Source organism: Arcanobacterium haemolyticum DSM 20595 (assembly GCF_000092365.1).
GTDB classification, from domain to species: domain Bacteria; phylum Actinomycetota; class Actinomycetes; order Actinomycetales; family Actinomycetaceae; genus Arcanobacterium; species Arcanobacterium haemolyticum.
Genome location: NC_014218.1, coordinates 336,418 through 355,763, shown reverse-complemented (window position 1 = coordinate 355,763; position 19,346 = coordinate 336,418). Strand labels below are relative to the sequence as shown.

General features: G+C 56.9%; 21 protein-coding genes. 6 read left to right on the top strand and 15 right to left on the bottom strand.

The window, feature by feature from the left end; genetic code table 11:
• The 8 genes from nuoF to ARCH_RS01495 form a co-directional block, all read right to left on the bottom strand.
• Positions 1 to 1,326 carry an NADH-quinone oxidoreductase subunit NuoF gene (gene nuoF, locus ARCH_RS01530; RefSeq protein ID WP_013169554.1) on the bottom strand — a complete coding sequence of 442 codons (1,326 nt, stop codon included), beginning with the start codon at positions 1,324 to 1,326 and terminating at the stop codon, positions 1 to 3.
• Positions 1,323 to 2,003 carry an NADH-quinone oxidoreductase subunit NuoE gene (gene nuoE, locus ARCH_RS01525; protein ID WP_013169553.1) on the bottom strand — a complete coding sequence of 227 codons (681 nt, stop codon included), beginning with the start codon at positions 2,001 to 2,003 and terminating at the stop codon, positions 1,323 to 1,325. The genes nuoF and nuoE overlap by 4 nt, the downstream gene beginning before the upstream one ends.
• Entirely contained in the window at positions 2,003 to 3,352 is a 1,350-nt protein-coding gene (locus ARCH_RS01520) for an NADH-quinone oxidoreductase subunit D (RefSeq protein WP_013169552.1), read from the bottom strand. The genes nuoE and ARCH_RS01520 overlap by 1 nt, the downstream gene beginning before the upstream one ends.
• Entirely contained in the window at positions 3,352 to 4,050 is a 699-nt protein-coding gene (locus tag ARCH_RS01515; protein WP_013169551.1) for an NADH-quinone oxidoreductase subunit C, read from the bottom strand. Before ARCH_RS01515 ends, ARCH_RS01520 begins: the two co-directional genes overlap by 1 nt.
• A complete protein-coding gene (locus ARCH_RS01510; RefSeq protein ID WP_013169550.1) occupies positions 4,047 to 4,604 on the bottom strand; it encodes an NADH-quinone oxidoreductase subunit B in 558 nt (185 codons plus the stop codon). The genes ARCH_RS01515 and ARCH_RS01510 overlap by 4 nt, the downstream gene beginning before the upstream one ends.
• Before the next feature lie 3 nt (positions 4,605 to 4,607).
• Positions 4,608 to 4,967: an NADH-quinone oxidoreductase subunit A gene (locus ARCH_RS01505; RefSeq protein WP_013169549.1), complete on the bottom strand. Its 360-nt coding sequence runs from the start codon at positions 4,965 to 4,967 to the stop codon at positions 4,608 to 4,610.
• A gap of 91 nt (positions 4,968 to 5,058) precedes the next feature.
• Complete coding sequence (locus ARCH_RS01500; RefSeq protein ID WP_013169548.1) at positions 5,059 to 6,342, bottom strand: NAD(P)/FAD-dependent oxidoreductase; 1,284 nt, start codon at positions 6,340 to 6,342, stop codon at positions 5,059 to 5,061.
• Between the two features lie 184 nt (positions 6,343 to 6,526).
• Positions 6,527 to 7,267: a class I SAM-dependent methyltransferase gene (locus ARCH_RS01495; RefSeq protein ID WP_013169547.1), complete on the bottom strand. Its 741-nt coding sequence runs from the start codon at positions 7,265 to 7,267 to the stop codon at positions 6,527 to 6,529.
• Between the two features lie 38 nt (positions 7,268 to 7,305).
• On the opposite strand from ARCH_RS01495, the gene ARCH_RS01490 reads away from it, so the two are divergent.
• Complete coding sequence (locus ARCH_RS01490) at positions 7,306 to 8,625, top strand: isochorismate synthase (protein ID WP_013169546.1); 1,320 nt, start codon at positions 7,306 to 7,308, stop codon at positions 8,623 to 8,625.
• Positions 8,626 to 8,799: 174 nt separating this feature from the next.
• Here the strand turns inward: ARCH_RS01490 and ARCH_RS10260 are convergent, their stop codons facing one another.
• The 3 genes from ARCH_RS10260 to ARCH_RS01470 all read right to left on the bottom strand — a co-directional run bounded on the left by ARCH_RS10260 (position 8,800) and on the right by ARCH_RS01470 (position 13,157).
• Positions 8,800 to 10,467 carry a S1C family serine protease gene (locus ARCH_RS10260; RefSeq protein WP_013169545.1) on the bottom strand — a complete coding sequence of 556 codons (1,668 nt, stop codon included), beginning with the start codon at positions 10,465 to 10,467 and terminating at the stop codon, positions 8,800 to 8,802.
• An 81-nt stretch (positions 10,468 to 10,548) separates the two neighbouring features.
• Complete coding sequence (gene menD, locus ARCH_RS01475; RefSeq protein ID WP_013169544.1) at positions 10,549 to 12,171, bottom strand: 2-succinyl-5-enolpyruvyl-6-hydroxy-3-cyclohexene-1-carboxylic-acid synthase; 1,623 nt, start codon at positions 12,169 to 12,171, stop codon at positions 10,549 to 10,551.
• Positions 12,168 to 13,157 carry an o-succinylbenzoate synthase gene (locus ARCH_RS01470; protein ID WP_111724927.1) on the bottom strand — a complete coding sequence of 330 codons (990 nt, stop codon included), beginning with the start codon at positions 13,155 to 13,157 and terminating at the stop codon, positions 12,168 to 12,170. The genes menD and ARCH_RS01470 overlap by 4 nt, the downstream gene beginning before the upstream one ends.
• Here ARCH_RS01470 and ARCH_RS01465 point away from each other — a divergent pair.
• The 5 genes from ARCH_RS01465 to ARCH_RS01445 are packed head-to-tail and all read left to right on the top strand — an operon-like array spanning position 13,152 to position 17,236.
• Entirely contained in the window at positions 13,152 to 13,793 is a 642-nt protein-coding gene (locus ARCH_RS01465) for an SAM-dependent methyltransferase (protein WP_049765789.1), read from the top strand. The two genes, ARCH_RS01470 and ARCH_RS01465, sit on opposite strands and share 6 nt — an antisense overlap.
• A gap of 10 nt (positions 13,794 to 13,803) precedes the next feature.
• A complete protein-coding gene (locus ARCH_RS01460; RefSeq protein ID WP_041640620.1) occupies positions 13,804 to 14,787 on the top strand; it encodes a 1,4-dihydroxy-2-naphthoyl-CoA synthase in 984 nt (327 codons plus the stop codon).
• Positions 14,765 to 15,919: an AMP-binding protein gene (locus tag ARCH_RS01455; protein WP_187286512.1), complete on the top strand. Its 1,155-nt coding sequence runs from the start codon at positions 14,765 to 14,767 to the stop codon at positions 15,917 to 15,919. The genes ARCH_RS01460 and ARCH_RS01455 overlap by 23 nt, the downstream gene beginning before the upstream one ends.
• The gene (locus ARCH_RS01450; RefSeq protein WP_013169539.1) at positions 15,906 to 16,784 is read left to right on the top strand and encodes a 1,4-dihydroxy-2-naphthoate polyprenyltransferase; all 879 of its coding nucleotides are present in this window, start codon (positions 15,906 to 15,908) and stop codon (positions 16,782 to 16,784) included. Before ARCH_RS01455 ends, ARCH_RS01450 begins: the two co-directional genes overlap by 14 nt.
• 41 nt (positions 16,785 to 16,825) lie before the next feature.
• Positions 16,826 to 17,236, top strand: coding sequence for a PLD nuclease N-terminal domain-containing protein (locus ARCH_RS01445; protein WP_138974984.1), 411 nt, complete (start codon positions 16,826 to 16,828; stop codon positions 17,234 to 17,236).
• A gap of 203 nt (positions 17,237 to 17,439) precedes the next feature.
• Here ARCH_RS01445 and ARCH_RS01440 read toward each other — a convergent pair whose 3' ends face one another.
• The 4 genes from ARCH_RS01440 to ARCH_RS01430 form a co-directional block, all read right to left on the bottom strand.
• Positions 17,440 to 18,102, bottom strand: coding sequence for a histidine phosphatase family protein (locus tag ARCH_RS01440; protein WP_013169537.1), 663 nt, complete (start codon positions 18,100 to 18,102; stop codon positions 17,440 to 17,442).
• Positions 18,103 to 18,151: 49 nt separating this feature from the next.
• Positions 18,152 to 18,628 carry a MarR family winged helix-turn-helix transcriptional regulator gene (locus ARCH_RS01435; protein ID WP_013169536.1) on the bottom strand — a complete coding sequence of 159 codons (477 nt, stop codon included), beginning with the start codon at positions 18,626 to 18,628 and terminating at the stop codon, positions 18,152 to 18,154.
• A gap of 281 nt (positions 18,629 to 18,909) precedes the next feature.
• On the bottom strand, positions 18,910 to 19,008 hold the full coding sequence (locus tag ARCH_RS09550; protein WP_005504750.1) for a 30S ribosomal protein bS22: 99 nt from the start codon (positions 19,006 to 19,008) through the stop codon (positions 18,910 to 18,912).
• Positions 19,009 to 19,097: 89 nt separating this feature from the next.
• Positions 19,098 to 19,313: a helix-turn-helix domain-containing protein gene (locus tag ARCH_RS01430; RefSeq protein ID WP_013169535.1), complete on the bottom strand. Its 216-nt coding sequence runs from the start codon at positions 19,311 to 19,313 to the stop codon at positions 19,098 to 19,100.
• Between the last annotated feature and the right edge of the window lie 33 nt (positions 19,314 to 19,346).

Here is a 19,346-nt window from a genome sequence, read left to right as displayed (position 1 = left end):
TCACTTAAAAACAGCCGATTTAACGATTGGATACTGCTCTGCCACAGGCATCCGGCACGCATCTTCGAACTCTGAACGGAACAGGTCGATCGCGGAACGAATCGGGGTGGCTGCCGCATCACCCAGCGCGCAGAACGAACGCCCGGCAATATTCGATGCGACGTCGTAGAGCAAATCGATATCGGCTTCCGTGCCCTGCCCGGCTTCAAACCGATGCATGATCTGGCGCATCCAGAACGTACCTTCGCGGCACGGCGTACACTTTCCACACGATTCGTGCTGGTAGAAATCAGTCCACCGTGACACCACGCGCACAACAGACACCGTTTCATCGAAAATCTGGATCGCGCGCGTTGCCAACATCGAACCGGCCTGCGCAACTTCCTCATATCCGAGTGGCACGTCAAGGTGCTCAGGCGTGAAGAGCGGAGCGGACGAACCGCCAATAGCGAAGAACTTGAGTTCGTGGCCTTCGCGGATGCCGCCAGCCATATCCAACAGTTCACGCATGGTGATGCCGAACGGGGCTTCGAACTGGCCGGGGTTCTTCACGTGGCCCGAGAGCGAGAAGATGCCGTGACCTGGAGAGTTCTTGGTGCCAGCGCCCATCGCCGTGAACCATTCGGCGCCGTTGTTAATAATTCCGGGCACGGAGGCGATCGATTCCACATTGTTCACCACGGTTGGGCGGGCGTACAAACCTGCCACGGCTGGGAACGGTGGCTTCAGGCGCGGCTGCCCGCGGAAGCCTTCCAGCGAATCAAGAAGCGCGGTTTCTTCACCACAAATGTAGGCGCCGGCGCCGGCGTGAACGGTGATGTTGATGTCGTAATCACCGTTCGGGCCGCAACCGGTGCCGATGATGCCGGCTTCTTTGGCTTCGCGCACGGCTGCCAGCAGGCGGCGGTACACGTGAACAACTTCGCCACGCAGGTAAATAAAACCATCGTGGCCGCCGATTGCCATCAGGCAGATAGCCATGCCTTCAATGAGCAAGTGCGGGTTAGCCATGAGGAACGGGATATCTTTGCAGGTGCCTGGTTCGGATTCGTCCGCGTTCACCACGAGATAGCGCGGGCCGCCGTCTTCTGGCGGGAGGAACGACCATTTGAGGCCTGTTGGGAAGCCTGCGCCGCCACGCCCACGTAAACCAGATTCCTTAATCAGATTGGTGAGGGCGCCTTTTTCTTGGTTGATATCCCAAGCGCGTGCGATGGCCTGGTAGCCGCCGGTTGCCCGGTAGCCGTCCAGAGTCCATGGGCGTTCGGTATCCCAGTTGTTTGTCAGTACGGGGGAAAGAGTTCCCGGTGCACGGAATGCAGTCACTGTGCGTTGCCTCCTTCTGCACGTGGCGCGGTCCAATCGTGGGCGCGCGCGATCTTTAGGCCGCGGAGTGAGGCATCGCCTGCAGCGGGGCCTTCGTTCACATGGCCGTCTTCAAATCCGGCAAGAACGCGGGAGATTTCTTTGAAAGTGTGGACTTTTTCTGGGCCACGAGTTGGGTGGATATCGTGGCCGGCGCGGATGTCGTCCACAATTTTCTTTGCTGTTTCTGGAGTCTGGTTATCGAAGAATTCCCAGTTCACCATGACGACGGGCGCGTAATCACACCCTGCGTTACATTCGAGTTGTTCGAGAGTAATTTTGCCGTCTTGTGTGGTTTCGTCGTGTCCAACTCCCACGTATTCGGAGAGTTCGTCCCAGATCAGATCGCCGCCCATAACTGCGCAAAGCGCGTTTGTGCAGACCCCCACGTTGTATTCGCCGTTTGGGTGGCGGCGGTATTGGGAGTAGAAGGTGGCGACGGCGGAGACTTGTGCCCGGGTCAAGCCCAAGATATCTGCCACGAGTGTGATACCGCGTGGTGAGCAGAAGCCGTCAACTGATTGCACCAGGTGCAACAGTGGCATGATTGCCGACCGGGATTGCGGATAGCGGGCGATGATCGCGGCCGCATCCTGACGGAACTTTTCTTCTACCTGTGGTTCGTATGGGGTGCTCATTAGCGATCGACTCCTCCCATAACCGGGTCAACTCCTGCAAGGGACACAACAAGATCGGCAAGCATTCCGCCTTCAGCCATCATGGAGAGTGACTGGAGGTTGTTGAAGCCTGGATCGCGGAAGTGTGCACGGTATGGGCGGGTGCCGCCATCCGAGACGAGGTGAACGCCAAACACGCCCTTCGGGTGCTCCACCATGGTGAACGATTGCCCTGGTGGCACGCGGAAGCCTTCAGTTACCAGCTTGAAGTGGTGGATGAGGGATTCCATCGATTCGGTCATGATTTCCCGAACGTGTTCTGGGGTGGATCCTTGGCCGTCACCTGCGATAGAGAGTTGTGCTGGCCAGGCGATCTTCTTATCGCCTACCATCACTGGCTGGCCGGCAGTCTTATCCAGTTCGTCCAGAACTTGGTAGCAGATGCGCAACGATTCGTAGCATTCACGGAACTTGACGTCAATACGGTTGTAGGCATCAGCCTTGTCCGCTACTGGCACATCGAATTCGTACTTTTCGTAACCGCAGTATGGTTGAGTCTTACGAAGATCCCATGGGATTCCGGCTGCGCGTACCGATGGGCCGGTCATTGACAGGGCCATCATGGACGACAGCGGCGATACGCCCACGTTGACGTGACGGTCCAAGAAGATTGGGTTCTTCATGGTCAGATCTTGCATTTCCGAAATGGTGAGGCGGATCTTTGGCAAGAGTTCACGGCAGTAATCGGTGAAGCCTTCTGGAATATCGTTGAGTACGCCGCCTGGGCGGATGTATTCGTGGTTCATACGCAAACCAGTGACGTCTTCCAGCAGGCGGAGGATATCTTCGCGTGCGCGGAAGGTCAGGGTGAGCATTGTGGTTGCACCCAGTTCGTTTCCGCCCGAACCGATACCCACCAGGTGGGAGGAGATTCGGGTGAGTTCCATGAGAAGGACGCGAATTGCTTGCGCACGTTCCGGCACCTGATCTGCGATTCCGAGCATCTTTTCGATCCCGAGGCAGTAGGCAACTTCCTGGAAGATTGGAGCAACGTAATCCATACGAGTACAGAACGCCACGCCCTGAGTCCAGGTACGGTATTCCATATTCTTTTCGATTCCGGTGTGGAGGAAGCCGGTTGCTGCGCGAACTTCCTTCACGTTTTCGCCATCGAGTTCCACCTGGACTCGCAAAACACCGTGCGTTGATGGGTGGACAGGGCCAAGATTGACGACGATGTGTTCTTCGCCTACCTGTTCCGCTTCGCGGGCGATATCAGCCCAGTCTCCACCGACTGCATCGAAGCTGGTGAAGTTTTCAGCTTCTTCTTCATTAATTCCACGCGTTGCGTGTGGCATTGAGGTAGTCATTAGTTGTACTCCCTACGTGTATCCGGTGGCGGAATTACTGCGCCCTTGTATTCAACTGGAATACCGCCCAATGGGTAGTCCTTACGCTGTGGGTGGCCCACCCAATCATCTGGCATCACGGAACGTGTTAAGCCTGGGTGACCATCGAATACGATTCCCATGAGATCCCATGCTTCACGTTCTGGCCAATCGTTGCCTGGGTAAACAGACACGATCGACGGGATGTGCGGATCGCTTTCCGGAGCTGCCACATCAAGTGAAAGTGAACGGTTGTGTGTGATCGAGAAGAACGTGTAGAAACCGTGGAGTTCACGGCCGCGATCTTCTGGATAGTGAACTGCGGAAACACCAAGGCAGAGTTCGAAACGAAGATCTTGATCGTCACGCAGGTAGCGGGCTACACGCACCAGGTGTTCCCGCTTGATGAAGATAACCAATTCACCGTACTGGGTGGTGACCTTTTCGATCACGTCTTCTGGCTGCAGGCCGTCAGCCATGGCGAGTTCGCCGATGATATCCACGACTTCATCGAACCAGCCGCCGTATGGGCGGTGTGCTGGAGCAGCGATGGTTACCACGTTTTCCTGGCCGCCGAAACCAGTGGTATCGGCACCGTTCTTCACGCCCCACATTCCCTTGCGGGTAGTGATGTGTTCTGCCCCGGTTTCTCCTTGGGTTACTGAACCATGGTTGTTCATGCAAGCAATCCCTTCTGCGATTCGAGTGGAAGAGCCGCGAGTGCAGCCGCTTCAGCCTTGCGGGCAACTTCCTTGCGGTGTTCACCAAGTGGGCGGTTCTTCATCACGTTGTTGCGCAGTTCAAACACTGCGTTGATAAGCATTTCTGGCCGTGGAGGGCAGCCTGGAAGGTAGATATCAACTGGGACGATGTGATCGATACCCTGCACGATGGCGTAGTTGTTGAACACGCCGCCCGATGATGCGCAGGCACCCATGGAGATAACCCATTTAGGATCTGGCATTTGATCGTAGATGTTACGAACAACGGGAGCCATCTTGTGGCTGACACGGCCGGAAACGATCATGATGTCTGCGTGGCGTGGCGATGCACGGAAAACTTCCATGCCGATACGGGATGCATCGAAACGAGTTGCGCCGAAGGACATCATTTCGATTGCACAGCACGCCAAACCCATGGTCACTGGCCATGGGGAACGCTGCTGTGCCCATCCGGCCAGCGCTTCAACAGTTGTTAAGCCGATTCCGGCTGGTACTTTTTCTTCAAGACCCATTGTTTACTCCCAGTCCAAGCCGCCACGGCGCCATTCATAGATGAATGGAATCGTGATCAGGAAGACGAATGATGCGATAGCGATCAGGCTGGCTAAACCTAAACGACCCGCGGATACGGCCCACGGGTAAAGGAACACGACTTCAATATCGAAAATAATGAAGGTCATAGCAGTCAAGAAGTACTTGATTGGGAAGCGGCCAGAGGCACCTGCTGATGGTGTTGGCTCCAACCCGCATTCGTAATTAGCTACCTTGACTCGGTTGTACCGCTTTGGACCGAGGATGGCACTGACTGCCAAACCTCCAACAGCCACCAGTGAAGCAACTGCGATCATAATCAGCAATGGCACGTAGGGATTCATGCGACCTCCAACCCTTCGATGTGTGCCTGCATTAAACAGACGAAATACGTACTAAGCCTATGCTTTTTAGCGACGAATGTGTGATGTGGTGTCACGCCTTCGGCACCACCTTTGTTAACGATGTAATGACCTTGTCCATCCAGTCCCCATCATGACGATCGTAGGAATCGGACAGCAGTTTCATCACAAGTTTCATGAGCGTTGGGCGTGGAAGCCCGTACTTCACGCACACATGCATAATTTCTGGGCGTTCGATAAGCGATGCAAAAATACGCCCCAGAGTGTAGTAACCGCCCAGTTCATCGCGAAGTTCCCGCGGATACTGAGCCATCACGCGATCTTGTGCCCCAAGAGTTGGGCGAATGAGTGCCTGTGCGATTGAATCTGCCACCATACGGCCGCTGGCCAACGCGTATGCGATACCTTCACCATTGAACGGGGAGACCATACCGCCAGCATCGCCAACCAACGCTAAACCGTTGGCGTAGTGCGGCTTACGGTTGAACGCCATCGGCAAGGCGGCACCACGCAAACGCCCCACCTGATTTTCTGGGGTCAATTCCCATTCTGGTGGCGTGTTCGCAATCCACTTCGCAAACACATCACGGTAATCAACGCCAGTTGGCTGCGCGGTAGAGGACAACGAACCAAGGCCAACATTAACTAGCCCATCACCCACGGCAAACATCCATGCGTACCCTGGCAGCAGTTCGGATTCGCCTGGCTTGCCTCCCCACAGTTCCAGTTGCGATTCCATCATGTCCGTTTGCGCAAGCGGCGAACGGAAGTATGTACGGTGAGCAACGCCCATCGGCCGGTTCATCGCCTTTTCGCGGCCAGTAGCAATAGCCAAACGCGCAGCCACACCGCCACAATCAACCACGAAACGAGCCAAAATGGTGAACTCTTCACCCTTGGCACCATCAGCAGTGTTGCGCGCACGAACACCAATAACACGACCAGACTTTTCATGTATCACCGGGCCAAGCACGGTAACACCTTCACGCAGCCGAGCGCCGGACGCCACCGCGTGCTTAATCAGCAAATGATCTAAATCTTTACGCGGCATACCAGAACCGAAATTCGGCACAGACGCCAATTCCGGCCATGGAACCTCAATTACGTGCCCAGCACCGTAGCCGCGCACGCCCCAGTTACGAACCCAGCCATCTTCTTCACGCATAGAAATTCCCATGCGGATAAGTTCAGCAACAGCGCGCGGGGTTAAACCGTCCCCACACACCTTGTCACGTGGGAACGTAGCCTTCTCCAGAACTAAAACATCAACGCCGTTCTGAGCTAGATAATGGGCGGTCGCGGAACCGCCAGGGCCAGCGCCCACGACAACAACATCAGCGTGTTCAGGCCGAGACAATCTTCACCGCTTTCGCTCATAAAACAGGACTTCCTGCCCCAGTTTACGGACTTTCGCAGCGTCGATAGTACTTATAACACAGCCATTTACGTCAGTATTTACTTGCTAAATTAAAGGCGTCTATTCCGCCACAGTTACGTACGATTTTTAACGACGACGAAAGGGCCGCCGCGTCGTCGTCCCCTTATGGACGTACCGCGCGGTGCAAAGCAACGATGCCGTTCGTCAAATTCTTAAACTCAACCGAACGCCACCCGGCCTCCTGCAACACCTCAGCCAACTCGTCTTGCGTATACCACGCCTCAATGGACTCACGCAAATAATCGTAGGCTGGGGCGTCGGAGGAAAAGAGACGTGAAAGAACCGGCATCCCAACGCGCATAAAACCAAAATAGGTGGAACGGAACAGCGAATTCGTTGGGCGTGAAAACTCGGCAATCACAATCTTGCCACCACGCTTCGTCACGCGAAGCATCTCACGCAACGCCCCCGGAGCGTCCACCACATTCCGCAAGCCGTACGAAATCGTGACCACGTCAAACGTTTCGTCAGGGAACTCCAAATTCGTGGCGTCCCCAACCCGCAAATCAAGATCCGGATGCAACTCCAAGCCACGCGCAACCATGCCAGGCGAAAAATCGCACCCAATCACGTCCGCACCATCCGCAGCATACCCAGCCGCAGACGCACCCGTACCACACGCCACATCCAACACCGAAACACCAGGAGCGCCACCCACGGCCTCCCGCGTTACGCGCCGCCACACATGAACCAAACCGCCGGTCAGAACGGTATTCGTGATGTCATAATGCTCCGCAACATCGTCAAACATATGAGAGACATCCGTTGGCTTCTTATCCAACTGGGCGCGGTATTGCGAGGACTCATCGGAAGGCTGTGTCGTGTGTGATAACGGAGTTTTCATGTCTGCATTTAACCACTTTCCGCACTAACATTCGAAACATGTTTACCATCCCACACTTGCGAGCCCAAACCACCCGACTCCCCCGCACCCCCGAATTAACCCGGCTTTTGCCCGCTTCGCGCGGGCAAATCGCCTGGCTTCGGGACGGCCGCGGGTTTGTTGCGGCCGGGCAGGCCGCGCGCTTCGATCGCGGGGCGGGTGGTGAAGGCGGCGCTAGTGCCAGCGCCGGTTCGGCGGGCAGTGGTGCGCGCGAAAACGGGCGGCGCTTTGCCATCGCATCCCAATGGTGGAATGCGGTGAAGGACGCAGCCGAAATTCGTGACGACGTGCGGGTGGCCGGCAGTGGGCTCGTGGCGTTCGGGTCGTTTAGTTTTTCACCGGTTTCTACTGCCGGTTCTTCCCTGATCGTTCCACAAGTGATCGTTGGGCTTGGCGGGGCGGCTGGCACGGAGGCCTTCCTCACCTTGATCGGCCCCGATGATCAGGACGTTTTTGAAACGCTCACCCCAGAAGCGCGTACGCTTTTGGATGCTGTGCTGGTGGACACCGAACCCGAGTACGCCCCGATCGGGGCTGTGCGCGCCGAACCAACTATCGATGCTGCCGGCTACCGCGAGCGCGTCGAACGTATCCTGGCCCAGATCAATGCTGGTTCTGTTGAGAAGGTGGTGTTCGCCCGCCAGTTGGATATTGTGGCCGACTCTCCTATCGATGAGCGCAGCCTCCTGCATCACCTTGCCGAACAGTATCCGCAATGCTGGGTGTTTGGCATAGATGGTTTGATTGGCGCTACACCAGAAATGCTGGCAGAAACCGATTCTGGCACGGTTGTTACGCGCGTATTGGCGGGTACATTCCCACGCGGCGTTTATGCAGACGACGCCCTGCTTTCCTCTCCGAAAAACCTCCACGAGCATGCGGTTGCGGTTGATTCGGCACTCGAATCGTTGAGCAAGATTGGCACTGTGGAGGCGGGTGAACCGTTCGTGTTACATCTGCCTAACGTGAGCCACCTAGCCACGGATATCCGTACCACTTTGGGTTATTCTGCTGACGTCTTGCAAGTTGCTGGTGCATTACACCCCACGGCTGCATTGGGTGGTCAGCCACGTGAGATGGCTTTGGATCTGATTGCCGAATTGGAAGACGATCGGGATCGTTTCGGTGCCCCTGTGGGCTGGATCGGTTCTGATGGTTCTGGCCAGTGGTGTGTGGCATTGCGTTGTGTTCGCATTGATGGTGATTTGAGCGCACGCGCCTGGGCCGGCGGCGGAATCATGGGAGATTCGCAGCCAGATGAAGAATTTACGGAAACCGAAGCGAAGTTCGCACCGATTCTGGGGGCGTTTGGAGCCTAAACCGCTCGCCACTGAACCGTTCTCCATAAACTTTACTTCGGCGCTAAAAAGCGCCCAGCTACACAGGAGGCTCTCTGAGAGCACTGCTGTTCAGCCGGGCGCTTTTTGGATTCAAGACCTACTGGATTAAGGATCGACTAAAATCAGGTCCAGAATCTACTAGATCAAGCTGTTTTACCGCGGATCTGGGCGGGTTGCCAGCGTGACGTTAGTTTCCATCAGCTTTCCACCGCGTTCAAACTTGACGGTGATAACGTCACCAGCCCGGTATTGGCGTACAAAACCGGTTAGCGCGGTAGCTGTGGAGACCTTCTTGCCGTCAATTTCAACGATGTTATCGCCTTCTTTGATTCCAGCCTTAGCAGCTGGGGTTTCGGGTTCAACGGTCTTGACAACTGCAGCAGTTCTGCGAGTCTCATCGAACTTCGCCAAACCGTTGGAGATCGACACGCCAAGGTAAGCGTGTTCTGCACTCCCCTTCTCTACGAGTTGCTTGGAGATGTTCTTTGCCAAGTTCACTGGGATAGCGAAGCCAAGGCCGATCGAACCGGCGCTTTGGCCGTTGAAGCCGGTTTTCACAGTAATGATCGACGACGCAATACCAATCACCTTGCCCTGCTGATCGAACACTGGGCCACCAGAATTTCCTGGGTTGATCGCGGCGTCGATCTGGATAGCGTTCGTCACTGCGCCTGCACGGTCTGCCTGAGTTGGGCGATCGAGAGCAGAAACAACACCGGTTGTGAGTGTGGAGTTCAAGCCCATCGGGTTACCGATTGCAGCAACGGCCTGACCAACCTTGACAGTGGAGGAATCGCCCAGTTGCGCAACGGCAATATCCTTTGGCGCGTCCTTGATTTTCACAACAGCCAAATCGGTTGCTTCGTCAGTGCCCATAACGTGGCCTTCGAACACGCGCCCATCTGAGAACCTGACGAAGATTTCGTTTGCACCTGCAACCACGTGGTTGTTTGTGAGGATGTGGCCGTCCTTGGAGATGATCACACCCGAGCCTTGCGATTGCCCGTTATCCGTTGATACGTCAAGGGATACCACGGTATCGCCCACTTCTTTGGCAACAGCTTCCCAGTCAGCCGCACCCACGGTGCTATTGACGGGTTTCGTTGTGCCTTTGGTTTCTTCATGTGCAGTCATCGACGACGGGCGCACTCCACCCGGATTGTAGTATTGCGTTGCAGTGAAGCCGATAACGCCACCGGCGAGCGCTGCCGCTGTCATCCCCGCGAAGACGGCAAACCAGCCTGGGCGCCTCTTCTTTGGCTTTGGCGCAACCGTAGAGGCTGGCGCATAGATTGGCTGGAAATTCGTTGGTTCTTCTGCTGGCATCGCAGTAGGTGTAGGTTCTTCTGCAGGCACAGACTCAGGCATAGGCGCGGCCATCTCTGGCATAGGCGCGGCCGTCTTTGGCATAGGCTCTGTTGCAGGGCTCTGTTCTTCCACTGGTGCTTGCTCTGCTTCCGGCATGGTTTCTGTAGCCGGCAAGGTTGGTTCCACAGGAGCTGCAACTGGTTCCGTGACAGGCTCTGGCAACGCCGGTTCAGCAGGGGCCACCATAGGTTCAGTTGGAGTCACGGCTGGCTCTGAAGCCACTGGTTTCGGCATAGCCGGTTCAGCAGCAGCCGACGTATTCCACAAGTCTTGTTCTACAGATGCTGAATGCTTAGGCAGACGCATCGTTTCGCGTGCTGGGGTTGTTTCCCCAGGTTCTGGTTGAGGTGATGGAGCTGCTGGCGAATTGTTAGTAGGCATCTGTAGATGCGCCACGGTTTCGCGCTCTGGGGTTGAGCCTTCTGCCGGTCGCGGCGTATTGTTTTGTTCCATTTTTCCTCCTATGCCACGTTTATTTAACGAGTTTCAGATTCACATTGATAGCTTCCAATATGCCTAAAGGAAACTGAAAATTTACTGAATACTGTTTAGCCCCAGGTGAACGTGATCGCGGATTGAGTCACGTAACGCCGCCCGGCGGGCACGATCTGCTTGCATTTCGCAAGCCCCAAGTTTCACGTGAATAATTCGCGTACCGCGTGGGGCCTGTTCTAGGGCAGTGCGCAATTCCTTCCGCTCGCTCACTGGCGCATAGTCCGCACCAACGGCGGCGGCGTACGCACGCACGTCGATTTCTTTGGCAGTGCGGAACACACGGTCATAAGCGTCACGATCGCCTGCCCCGTATTCGAGTGTGGCGAATAGGGATCCGCCAGAATCGTCGAGTATCACCACGTCCAGATCGACGTGCGCTTGGGATGCGGTGCGTACTAAAGCGCCGAGATCGTGGATGAAGGTCAGATCGCCAAGAACGACGCGTACGGGGCGCCCAGTTGCGATTCCGATTCCGATTCCGGTGGACATGGTTCCGTCGATTCCAGCAAGCCCGCGGTTTGCATGGACTGGCCGGGCAGGAACGGGTGCGTACAGGTTGACGTCGCGAATTATTGTGGAGGCGCCGAGTACGAGTTCCGTGTGGCCGCTGAGCGTACTGACGTCCCGTGCGATTGAACAAAAGTCCAGGCCAGCACAGTGCCTCATAAGCCAATTGTCCGCCGCCACGGAAGCGATCCGCCACGTATTAAGCCATGCTTCGTTGGGTTCACATTCGCCCGCGAGGCCCGCAAGATTGACGATTCGCGCGTTTCCGGCCACGTCCGCGTAGGTTGGGGCATCGTCAAGTACCACCACGTCCACGACCGGATCGGCCAGGAGCCCCGAAATTTCCCGCGTGAGCGTGGGGTGCCCGATCACGATTGCGCGCGTGATCTGGGCGCGCAGGTCCGTTCCGAGCAGGATCGGATGCGCATTGATTGCGTTCGGGTGCGCGCGCAGCGCCGCACTGGGTTCCGCCAGGATAGGGATTCCCGCAAACAGGGCCGGATCGAGCTTGCGGTTGCGTGTAGTTCCAGCGACGACGACGCAGCGCTCTCCACTTCCCCGTTCCATTCCGCGTTGAGCTTGCGCAATGTCCGCGCCTACCGTTTTCCACGGCTGATCTGGCATAAGAGGTTCAACGAATCCAACGTTGAAGTGGACTGGACCGGGAACGGTTCCGTTCCCGGCCCCACGAGCCGCGCGCACCGCACGCTGCACAAGACCGCCAAGATTCTTCGGTGGAGCACCCGCAGGTAGCTCCCGGAAATGCCGCACAGAACCGGCAAGGACTGCCCGATGATCGGTTGTTTGGCTGGCACGCACGCCACGCATATGTTCTGGCCGATCACAGCTCACCACGATCATAGGCACGCCTCCGTAAAAGGCCTCCTCCACAGCTGGGTGGAGGTTTGCCACGGCGGAGCCCGACGTCGTCACAACTGCCGCAAGCTCCCCCACCGAACCGGAACCTAACGCAGCAAAGCCGGCCACGCGTTCGTCGGTTTCAATGTGTAAGCGAACCGCGCCGGCACGTTCGGCGTCGTACAACGCGTACGCAAGCGGAGCCGACCGCGAACCAGGGCACAAGACAAACGTACGCACCCCACACGCAACTAAATGGGACACGAGCACGCGGGCGGTGGAAGCGGAATCGCTCACTGAGGGCTCCTAACGTAAGCATCGGTATGCAAAGTATACGTGGCGTCAACCCCACAATAATCCCACATCTGCGCCAAACGTTGCTCCCAGCGGGCCGCCAACTGCGGATCGGGCGCAGGCAGATCCGCAGGCACAACGTCACGTACCGCGATTTCCCCCGCAACCGGAAGCAACGAATCAGCCACGGGATCAGCCGTAAGCAACTGAACCGTAGCCAGCCCACACGCAAACTCCAACTCGGGCAACGCGGCCGCAAACGCCAGCCCGGCCCGAATTCCAATCGAACTCTCCAACGCGGACGACACAACCACAGGCAACCCGATCTCGGCAGCAATCGCGAGCGCCGCCCGCACCCCGCCCAACGGCTGGTTTTTCACCACGATCACGTCGGCGGCATTCAACCGTTTCACGTGCAACGGATCGGAGGCGCGGCGGATGGATTCGTCGGCGGCGATGCGAACCGTGGATTTCCGGCGCACGCGCGCCAAATCTGCCACGTCCGCAACCGGCTGCTCCACATATTCCAGGCCGCCCGCGGCGCGATCGAGTGCGGGGATCGCGGCAAGCGCATCGGCAACGCTCCAGGCGCCGTTCACGTCGATCCGGATTTTTCCAGACGCCCCCAGGGCATCGCGCACGGCCGCAACGCGAGAAAGATCATCTGCCAGGCTCTGGCCAGGTTCGGCAACTTTGACTTTCGCGGTGGCGCAGGTGCCGCGGGTGACGATGCGTGCGGCACGTTCCGGATCGGTTGCCGGAACCGTCACGTTCACGGGGATGGAACCGCGCAGGGCCGCCGGAAAACCGCAGGTGGCCGCCTCTATCCCCGCACGTAACCAAGCGGCAGAATACGTCGGGCCATAATCCCAAAATGGGCTGGCTTCCCCCCAGCCGGCCGGCCCGCGAAGAAGGAGCCCATCGCGCACAGTAAGCCCTCGAAAACGGGTGTGGAGGGGCGACGAATAGATATAGACGTCCACATGCATACCTCCACTTTAGCCTGCATGGGCGATAAACTGGGAGGCATGGATGCTAAGCATTGGGAAGAAAAGTACGCCGCAACTGAACGGTTGTGGAGCGGAGAACCTAATTCAATCATTGCCTCGCACGTGTTGCCGTGGGCGCCGGGGATGGCGCTCGATGTGGGCTGCGGTGAAGGCCGTGATGCCGTGTGGCTGGCCCAGCGCGGGTGGCGGGTGCGCGGAATTGACTTCTCTGAAACTGCGATTTCGCGGATGGCGGACGCCACGGCAGAATCGGGTGTGGCCGATGCTGTTGAAGGTTTTGTGGGCGATGCGTGCGCCGTGATTGCGGAGCACGGTTGGCGCGATCACGATTTGGCTACCGTGTCGTTTATTCAGTCTGCGGATTTGCCGCGGATTCTTGAGTGTGTTTCATCTACGATCGTGCCTGGCGGCCGAATGTTGGTGGCGGCGCACGCGTTTGCTTTGCCGTGGCATCCGGACACGTTTGTGCCGTGGAGTGCGAGCGATGTGATTGCCGCTGTGGATTTGCCTGATTTTGAGGTGGAGAAATCGTCGCGTGTGGAAACGTTGTTGGCTGCTCGTGGTGTGACGCGAGTGGACGACGTGGTTGTGTTCCGCCGCCGCATGGCAGAATAGGTTTATGACTATTTCCCCGTTACCTGCTTCAGTTTCTGACATTTTCGATCCGCGCCGTTGGCGTTCCGTGGAGGGTTTCCCTGATTCAGACGTGACGTATCACCGTGGGGTGGAGCGCGAGTTTGATTCTGCGGGGGCTGTGGTTTCAGAGCGGGATCTTCCGGTGGTGCGTATTGCGTTTAACCGCCCGGAGGTACGTAACGCGTTTCGCCCTGAAACCGTGGATCAGTTGTATCGGGCGATTGATCACGCGCGCCTGACTGGCCAGGTGGGATGCGTTATTTTGACCGGTAACGGGCCTTCTACGAAGGATGGCGGTTGGGCGTTTTGTTCGGGCGGCGATCAGCGTATTCGTGGCCGGGATGGGTATCGTTACGACGGCGGTGGGGATGATCCCACCGCGAACAAGGCTACGCGTGATTCGATTGAGCCGGCGCGCGCTGGGCGTCTCCACATTTTGGAGGTGCAGCGGTTGATGCGCACGTCCGGCATGGTGTTTATTGGCGCGATTTCTGGTTGGGCTACGGGCGGCGGGCATTCGTTGAATGTTTTGTGCGATTTGTCGATTGCATCGTTGGAGCACGCGCGTTTCATGCAGGTGGATGCGAACGTGGGTTCGTTTGATGCCGGGTATGGTTCTGCGTTGTTGGCACGCCAGATTGGCGATAAGCGTGCGCGGGAGATTTTCTTCTTGGCGCGTGAGTATTCGGCACAGGATGCGGAACGTTGGGGCGTGGTCAATGAGGCAGTTGCGCACGCCGATTTGGAAACGACCGCGCTTGAGTACGCCCGGATTTTGGGTACGAAATCACCCCAGGCGTTGCGCATGTTGAAGTTTGCGTTTAATTTGGCCGACGACGGGCTTGCCGGCCAGCAGGTTTTCGCCGGCGAAACTACTCGCCTGGCATATATGACTGCCGAAGCTCAAGAAGGCCGCGATGCGTTCTTGGAAAAGCGTGCCCCGCAGTGGGATGAGTTCCCGTTCTATGCCTGAGTATCCGGTGCGAGTTATCGTCTGTGACGGTAGCGAATTTGCCGATGTGGTAGATCATGTGCGCCTGGCGTTGACTGGCCAGGCCGTGCCGCCGTTGTTTGTGGTGGGCCCTCAGGTTGATCCAATCGAAGCGGCCGCGGAGATTGCCGCGCAAGGCTATCCCGTGAATACGGGAGTGTTAATGCGAACGTCCGGATCCACGTCGGGAACCGGAACTATCATCGCTCTAAGCTGGGACTCGCTGGTGGCGTCTGCGAACGCCACCCACACGGCACTGGCAGGGCCAGGGCCGTGGCTTGCGGATCTCCCCCTCCACCATATCGCAGGTTTTCAAACGATCGTCCGTTCGGTACTGGCCGAGTGCGAACCGTTGCATACGAAACTGGAACAACTTCTCACAGCACCGATCACCCACCATCCCACATACTGTTCGATCGTACCAACGCAACTGGTGCGCATACTCGATCATCTCGAACACTTCCCAGCCGCACGTCACGTAACGTTTTTGGTGGGAGGTGCGGCAACGTCGTCGGAATTGTTAGAACGTGCCCAGGCGGCAGGACTCACGGTTCATACGTCCTATGGGATGACCGAAACATGTGGCGGCTGTGTGTACGATGGGCGGCCGATCGGCGACGCGGCGATTACTCTAGGCACGGATGGCGCGATCGTGATTACGGGATCGCTGGTGCGGCTTGGGAGCGCCGAAAACGCGCACGGGCAACGCACCCATCGCACCCGCGACCTGGGGATATTCGGACCTGACGGACGGCTATCAGTACTAGGGCGAATCGACGATGCCATCACCACAGGCGGGCTCACCATCGTTCCTCGACTCGTGGAAGAAAGCCTAGCTGCCGCGGCTCACAGCACTGCGATCGTGGTGGGGGTTCCCGATGCGACGTGGGGTGAAGCCGCAATCGCACTCATCGATCCGTGGCCCGAAAACATCACTGAACAACAACTCCGTGACCACGTGAAACATGCCCTCGGCACTGGATGGCAACCACAACACGTCCTTCCACTTACCACAATCGGGTTCAACGCGTGGCCTTTAACTCAATCCGGGAAAATCGATCGGCGCGCCATTCGTAACGCCACCCACGTATACTTTTCGGGTGGCAACAGTTAACGATTGGCTTGAAGGCGCCCGCGTGCGCACCCTCCCAGCAGCAGTATCCCCCGTCATTATCGGAGCCGGAATTGCCTCCGCAGATGGCGGCTTTTCCTGGATACGAACCCTCCTTGCGGCGTTCGTGGCGCTCGCGTTCCAAGTGGGCGTGAACTTTGCGAATGACTATTCGGATGGCGTGCGCGGCACTGATGACCTGCGCCAGGGGCCGCCGCGGCTCACCGGCGGCGGAACAGTTGCCCCGCGCGTGGTGTTGCAGATTGCTCTTGGGTTCTTTGCCGCTGCGTGTGTGGCCGGGCTTGTGCTGGTGGCACTCTCTGGGCACTGGTGGCTGATCGGGCTGGGTGCCGGCGCTGCCGCTGCTGCCTGGTTCTATACCGGTGGTAAGCACCCGTACGGCTACATGGGCCTGGGCGAAGTGTTTGTGATGGTGTTCTTCGGGTGGATGGCCACCGTGGGAACCGCCTACGTTCAGACCGGGAGCGCGCCGTGGTATGCGTGGGCGGCCGGCACTGGCGTGGGGCTGATCGCGTGCGCCCTGCTGATGGTGAATAATATTCGCGATATCCCAACTGATTCTGTGACAGGGAAGCACACGCTGGCCGTGCGCATGGGCGATCGGGCGGCACGGTATTCCTTTGTGGGGATGCTTGTTGGCGCCGTTGCTCTGATGGTATGGCTGATGGTGGCATTCCACGGGATCTCTGGGCTGGCATTCCTGCTTGTGGGGATGCTAGCGATTTCCCCAATCAAGGTTGTGCTTAGTAGCGCGGCCGGGCGGTCACTTATTCCAGCACTCAAGCACACCGGTATTTTCGAGCTGAATTATGCGATTTTACTGTGTGCTGGTTTCGTGCTGAGCTGAGCGCGCTATCTTTACAGGGCAAAGTTCAATAGACTAGTAGCGTGCCTCGAGTAATAATGATTCTAAGCGCCATCGCGCTCCATATTTACACGTTCATTGACGTTCTGCGTACAGACCGCAGCCAGTTACCTGCCCGCCTGCCTAAAGTGGCGTGGGCTGTTCTCACGTTGATCGTGCCGATCCTCGGCCCACTCCTGTGGCTATTTTTCAAAAATCAGCATCTGTTCCGTTCGGGCACAACATTCTCTGCTGAAGCGTTCGGCGGGGCGTTCGGATCCAAGCAACGCTCATCTGGCCCTGTTGCCCCAGATGACGATCCTGAATTCTTGGCACGCCTAGAAGCCCAAAACCGCCGGCGCGCCTACGAAGAAAACAAGCGCAAGGAAACCGGGGAAGCTGAAGAAACTACGGTTGAAGACACGGATGAAGACGGCGGCCTGTACGGCCGGTAGGCCTAATTCCGTCTAGCTCCCCCTAGATCGGCACCTAAATCTTCCCCTCCCGCAAGCCCACCTCAATCTACCTCCCGCAGCCCCACCTTAATCCCAAAAAGCGGTATTCGAGACGGCAGGGCGCTATATGCGCCTCCTGCTCTCACTACCGCTAGGCCCACAAATATAATGATTGCCAGCAGGCGCCGGCAATCATTCGGGCGTCACATCTTAGTCTGGGCCTTTGAGGTACCAGGAACCATATCTTGTGCTTGTCCCAAAATATCTGCTACCGGCTCCCAGTAATCAAGGGAGATGAGTTGGCGTCCAACGAAGGTTAGCGAGGTAACGGATGCTAGCGAACATTCGCGCTTGCGCGGATCGTGAGCCAGTGGCAACCGTTCGATGAACCTGCGCATGGTCCAGATCGGCAACTGGTGAGAAACGATCACGGCTTCTCCCCCTTCTGCCTTCGTGAGGGCATCAGAAATAGCCGCAGACATCCGAGCAACAATATCCGTGTACGGTTCACCCCACGATGGTTCTAACGGGTTGATATACCACGGCCAATATTTAGGACGTGCCAACTGCCAACGATCAGAGTTAACGTCCAAACCTTCAAACTTATTATCGGCTTCGATCACGCGTTCATCAGTCACAATATCAAGGCCAAAGGCACGGGCGGTGGGAGTTCCCGTCTCGATAGCACGTTCAAGTGGTGACGTGACGACTAAGCGCACATCATGCTCAGCAAAAGCTTCCCCTAGTTTTTCAGCCATACTGTGACCGAGCGGGGTGAGGTGATAGCCTGGGCGCCTGCCATATAAAACCCCTTCAGGGTTATCGACTTCGCCGTGCCGGACAAGGTGAATCGTTGTGATATCCATAAGATCTAGCTTAACGGATGAAATGATTCCCTACGTGCCACAGACACTCTTACTCGCTACAAACGCGCGTTTCAGTTTCCTCATCATCAATCAATTTAGAGAAAATCTCTCCAATAGTAAGAAGCTCTTCGCGCGTAATCTTGTCCAAAAAGTGGGCGCGAAGGGAAGTTACGTGCTGTGGAGCTGATTCTTCCAGCTTCACTAAGCCTTCATCGGTGAGACGGCAGAAAATTCCGCGACGATCGTGTGGGCATTGAAAACGCTGAACGTAGCCAGCCCTTTCGAGGCGAGCAACCGTATGAGTCAAACGCGAACGCGAATGAACCAGGCCTGTTGCCAATGCAGACATCCGTGATTGGTGTTCTGGTGCTTCTGCCAATCGCACAAGCACTTCGTATTCATGAAGAGCCAAACCAAATTCTTCCACCCCATCATGATTGATCGCATCATGGATAGTGGCCTGGCCGCGCAGGAAATTGCGCCATGCTTGCTGCTCTTCACCATCGAGCCAACGGGTGGTGGTCATTTCGTCAAAAACCTCATCACAGAACTATTCAATCTTTAACTATCTTAATTCGCTTTCACCAACACTTCAACTAGGGGCCATCGTACTTGCCCGCCCCAGCATGTCCCAAACGTGCGTGAGCACCAACCACGGTGGACCGAGACAGCCCCCAGCCTAACCTACGGTTCGGTAACGCTGACCATAATCGAAATAGTGGCAATATTTGCCACTATTCCCGAAATAATCAGGGCCACCTAGATGACACATAAAATAATCGAGAGCCCGTAGGCCCTCGATTATGTTCACTTCTTGTTACGACGCTGGTGACGAGTCTTACGAAGCAGTTTGCGGTGCTTCTTCTTCGACATGCGCTTGCGACGCTTCTTAATAACGGAACCCACAGGTTACCTCCGGACTTGAAACTGTCACGGCCAGGCCGCGATTTACGAACAAAAACAGATTCTACATGACGTAGAGCAGTGCAACCGAATCAAAAACCAGTTGCTTCGCGGAAGTCTCCCGCCGCTCCACCCGTGAGTAGCTGATCCACCGCCGACTTTGGAACGCGATACGAATTGCCAACACGCACAGCCGGGAGTTCTCCTGAGTGAACCATACGGTACACGGTCATCCGCGAAACCCGCGTCATATCAGCAACTTCTGCCACAGTGAAGAACTGTGGAGTTGATGATGGGAGGTGAGCCATCTGCGTGTCCGTTCTCGTATCGGCGAGCTTGGC

Excerpts from the sequence above, each read along its gene's own strand:
- nuoE (WP_013169553.1), bottom strand. The coding sequence starts at position 2,003 with ATGAGCACCCCATACGAACCACAGGTAGAAGAAAAGTTCCGTCAGGAT.
- ARCH_RS01520 (WP_013169552.1), bottom strand. The coding sequence starts at position 3,352 with ATGACTACCTCAATGCCACACGCAACGCGTGGAATTAATGAAGAAGAA.
- ARCH_RS01515 (WP_013169551.1), bottom strand. The coding sequence starts at position 4,050 with ATGAACAACCATGGTTCAGTAACCCAAGGAGAAACCGGGGCAGAACAC.
- ARCH_RS01510 (WP_013169550.1), bottom strand. The coding sequence starts at position 4,604 with ATGGGTCTTGAAGAAAAAGTACCAGCCGGAATCGGCTTAACAACTGTT.
- ARCH_RS01505 (WP_013169549.1), bottom strand. The coding sequence starts at position 4,967 with ATGAATCCCTACGTGCCATTGCTGATTATGATCGCAGTTGCTTCACTG.
- ARCH_RS01495 (WP_013169547.1), bottom strand. The coding sequence starts at position 7,267 with ATGAAAACTCCGTTATCACACACGACACAGCCTTCCGATGAGTCCTCG.
- ARCH_RS01490 (WP_013169546.1), top strand. The coding sequence starts at position 7,306 with ATGTTTACCATCCCACACTTGCGAGCCCAAACCACCCGACTCCCCCGC.
- ARCH_RS10260 (WP_013169545.1), bottom strand. The coding sequence starts at position 10,467 with ATGGAACAAAACAATACGCCGCGACCGGCAGAAGGCTCAACCCCAGAG.
- ARCH_RS01465 (WP_049765789.1), top strand. The coding sequence starts at position 13,152 with ATGCATACCTCCACTTTAGCCTGCATGGGCGATAAACTGGGAGGCATG.
- ARCH_RS01470 (WP_111724927.1), bottom strand. The coding sequence starts at position 13,157 with ATGCATGTGGACGTCTATATCTATTCGTCGCCCCTCCACACCCGTTTT.
- ARCH_RS01455 (WP_187286512.1), top strand. The coding sequence starts at position 14,765 with ATGAGTTCCCGTTCTATGCCTGAGTATCCGGTGCGAGTTATCGTCTGT.
- ARCH_RS01440 (WP_013169537.1), bottom strand. The coding sequence starts at position 18,102 with ATGGATATCACAACGATTCACCTTGTCCGGCACGGCGAAGTCGATAAC.
- ARCH_RS01435 (WP_013169536.1), bottom strand. The coding sequence starts at position 18,628 with ATGACCACCACCCGTTGGCTCGATGGTGAAGAGCAGCAAGCATGGCGC.
- ARCH_RS01430 (WP_013169535.1), bottom strand. The coding sequence starts at position 19,313 with ATGGCTCACCTCCCATCATCAACTCCACAGTTCTTCACTGTGGCAGAA.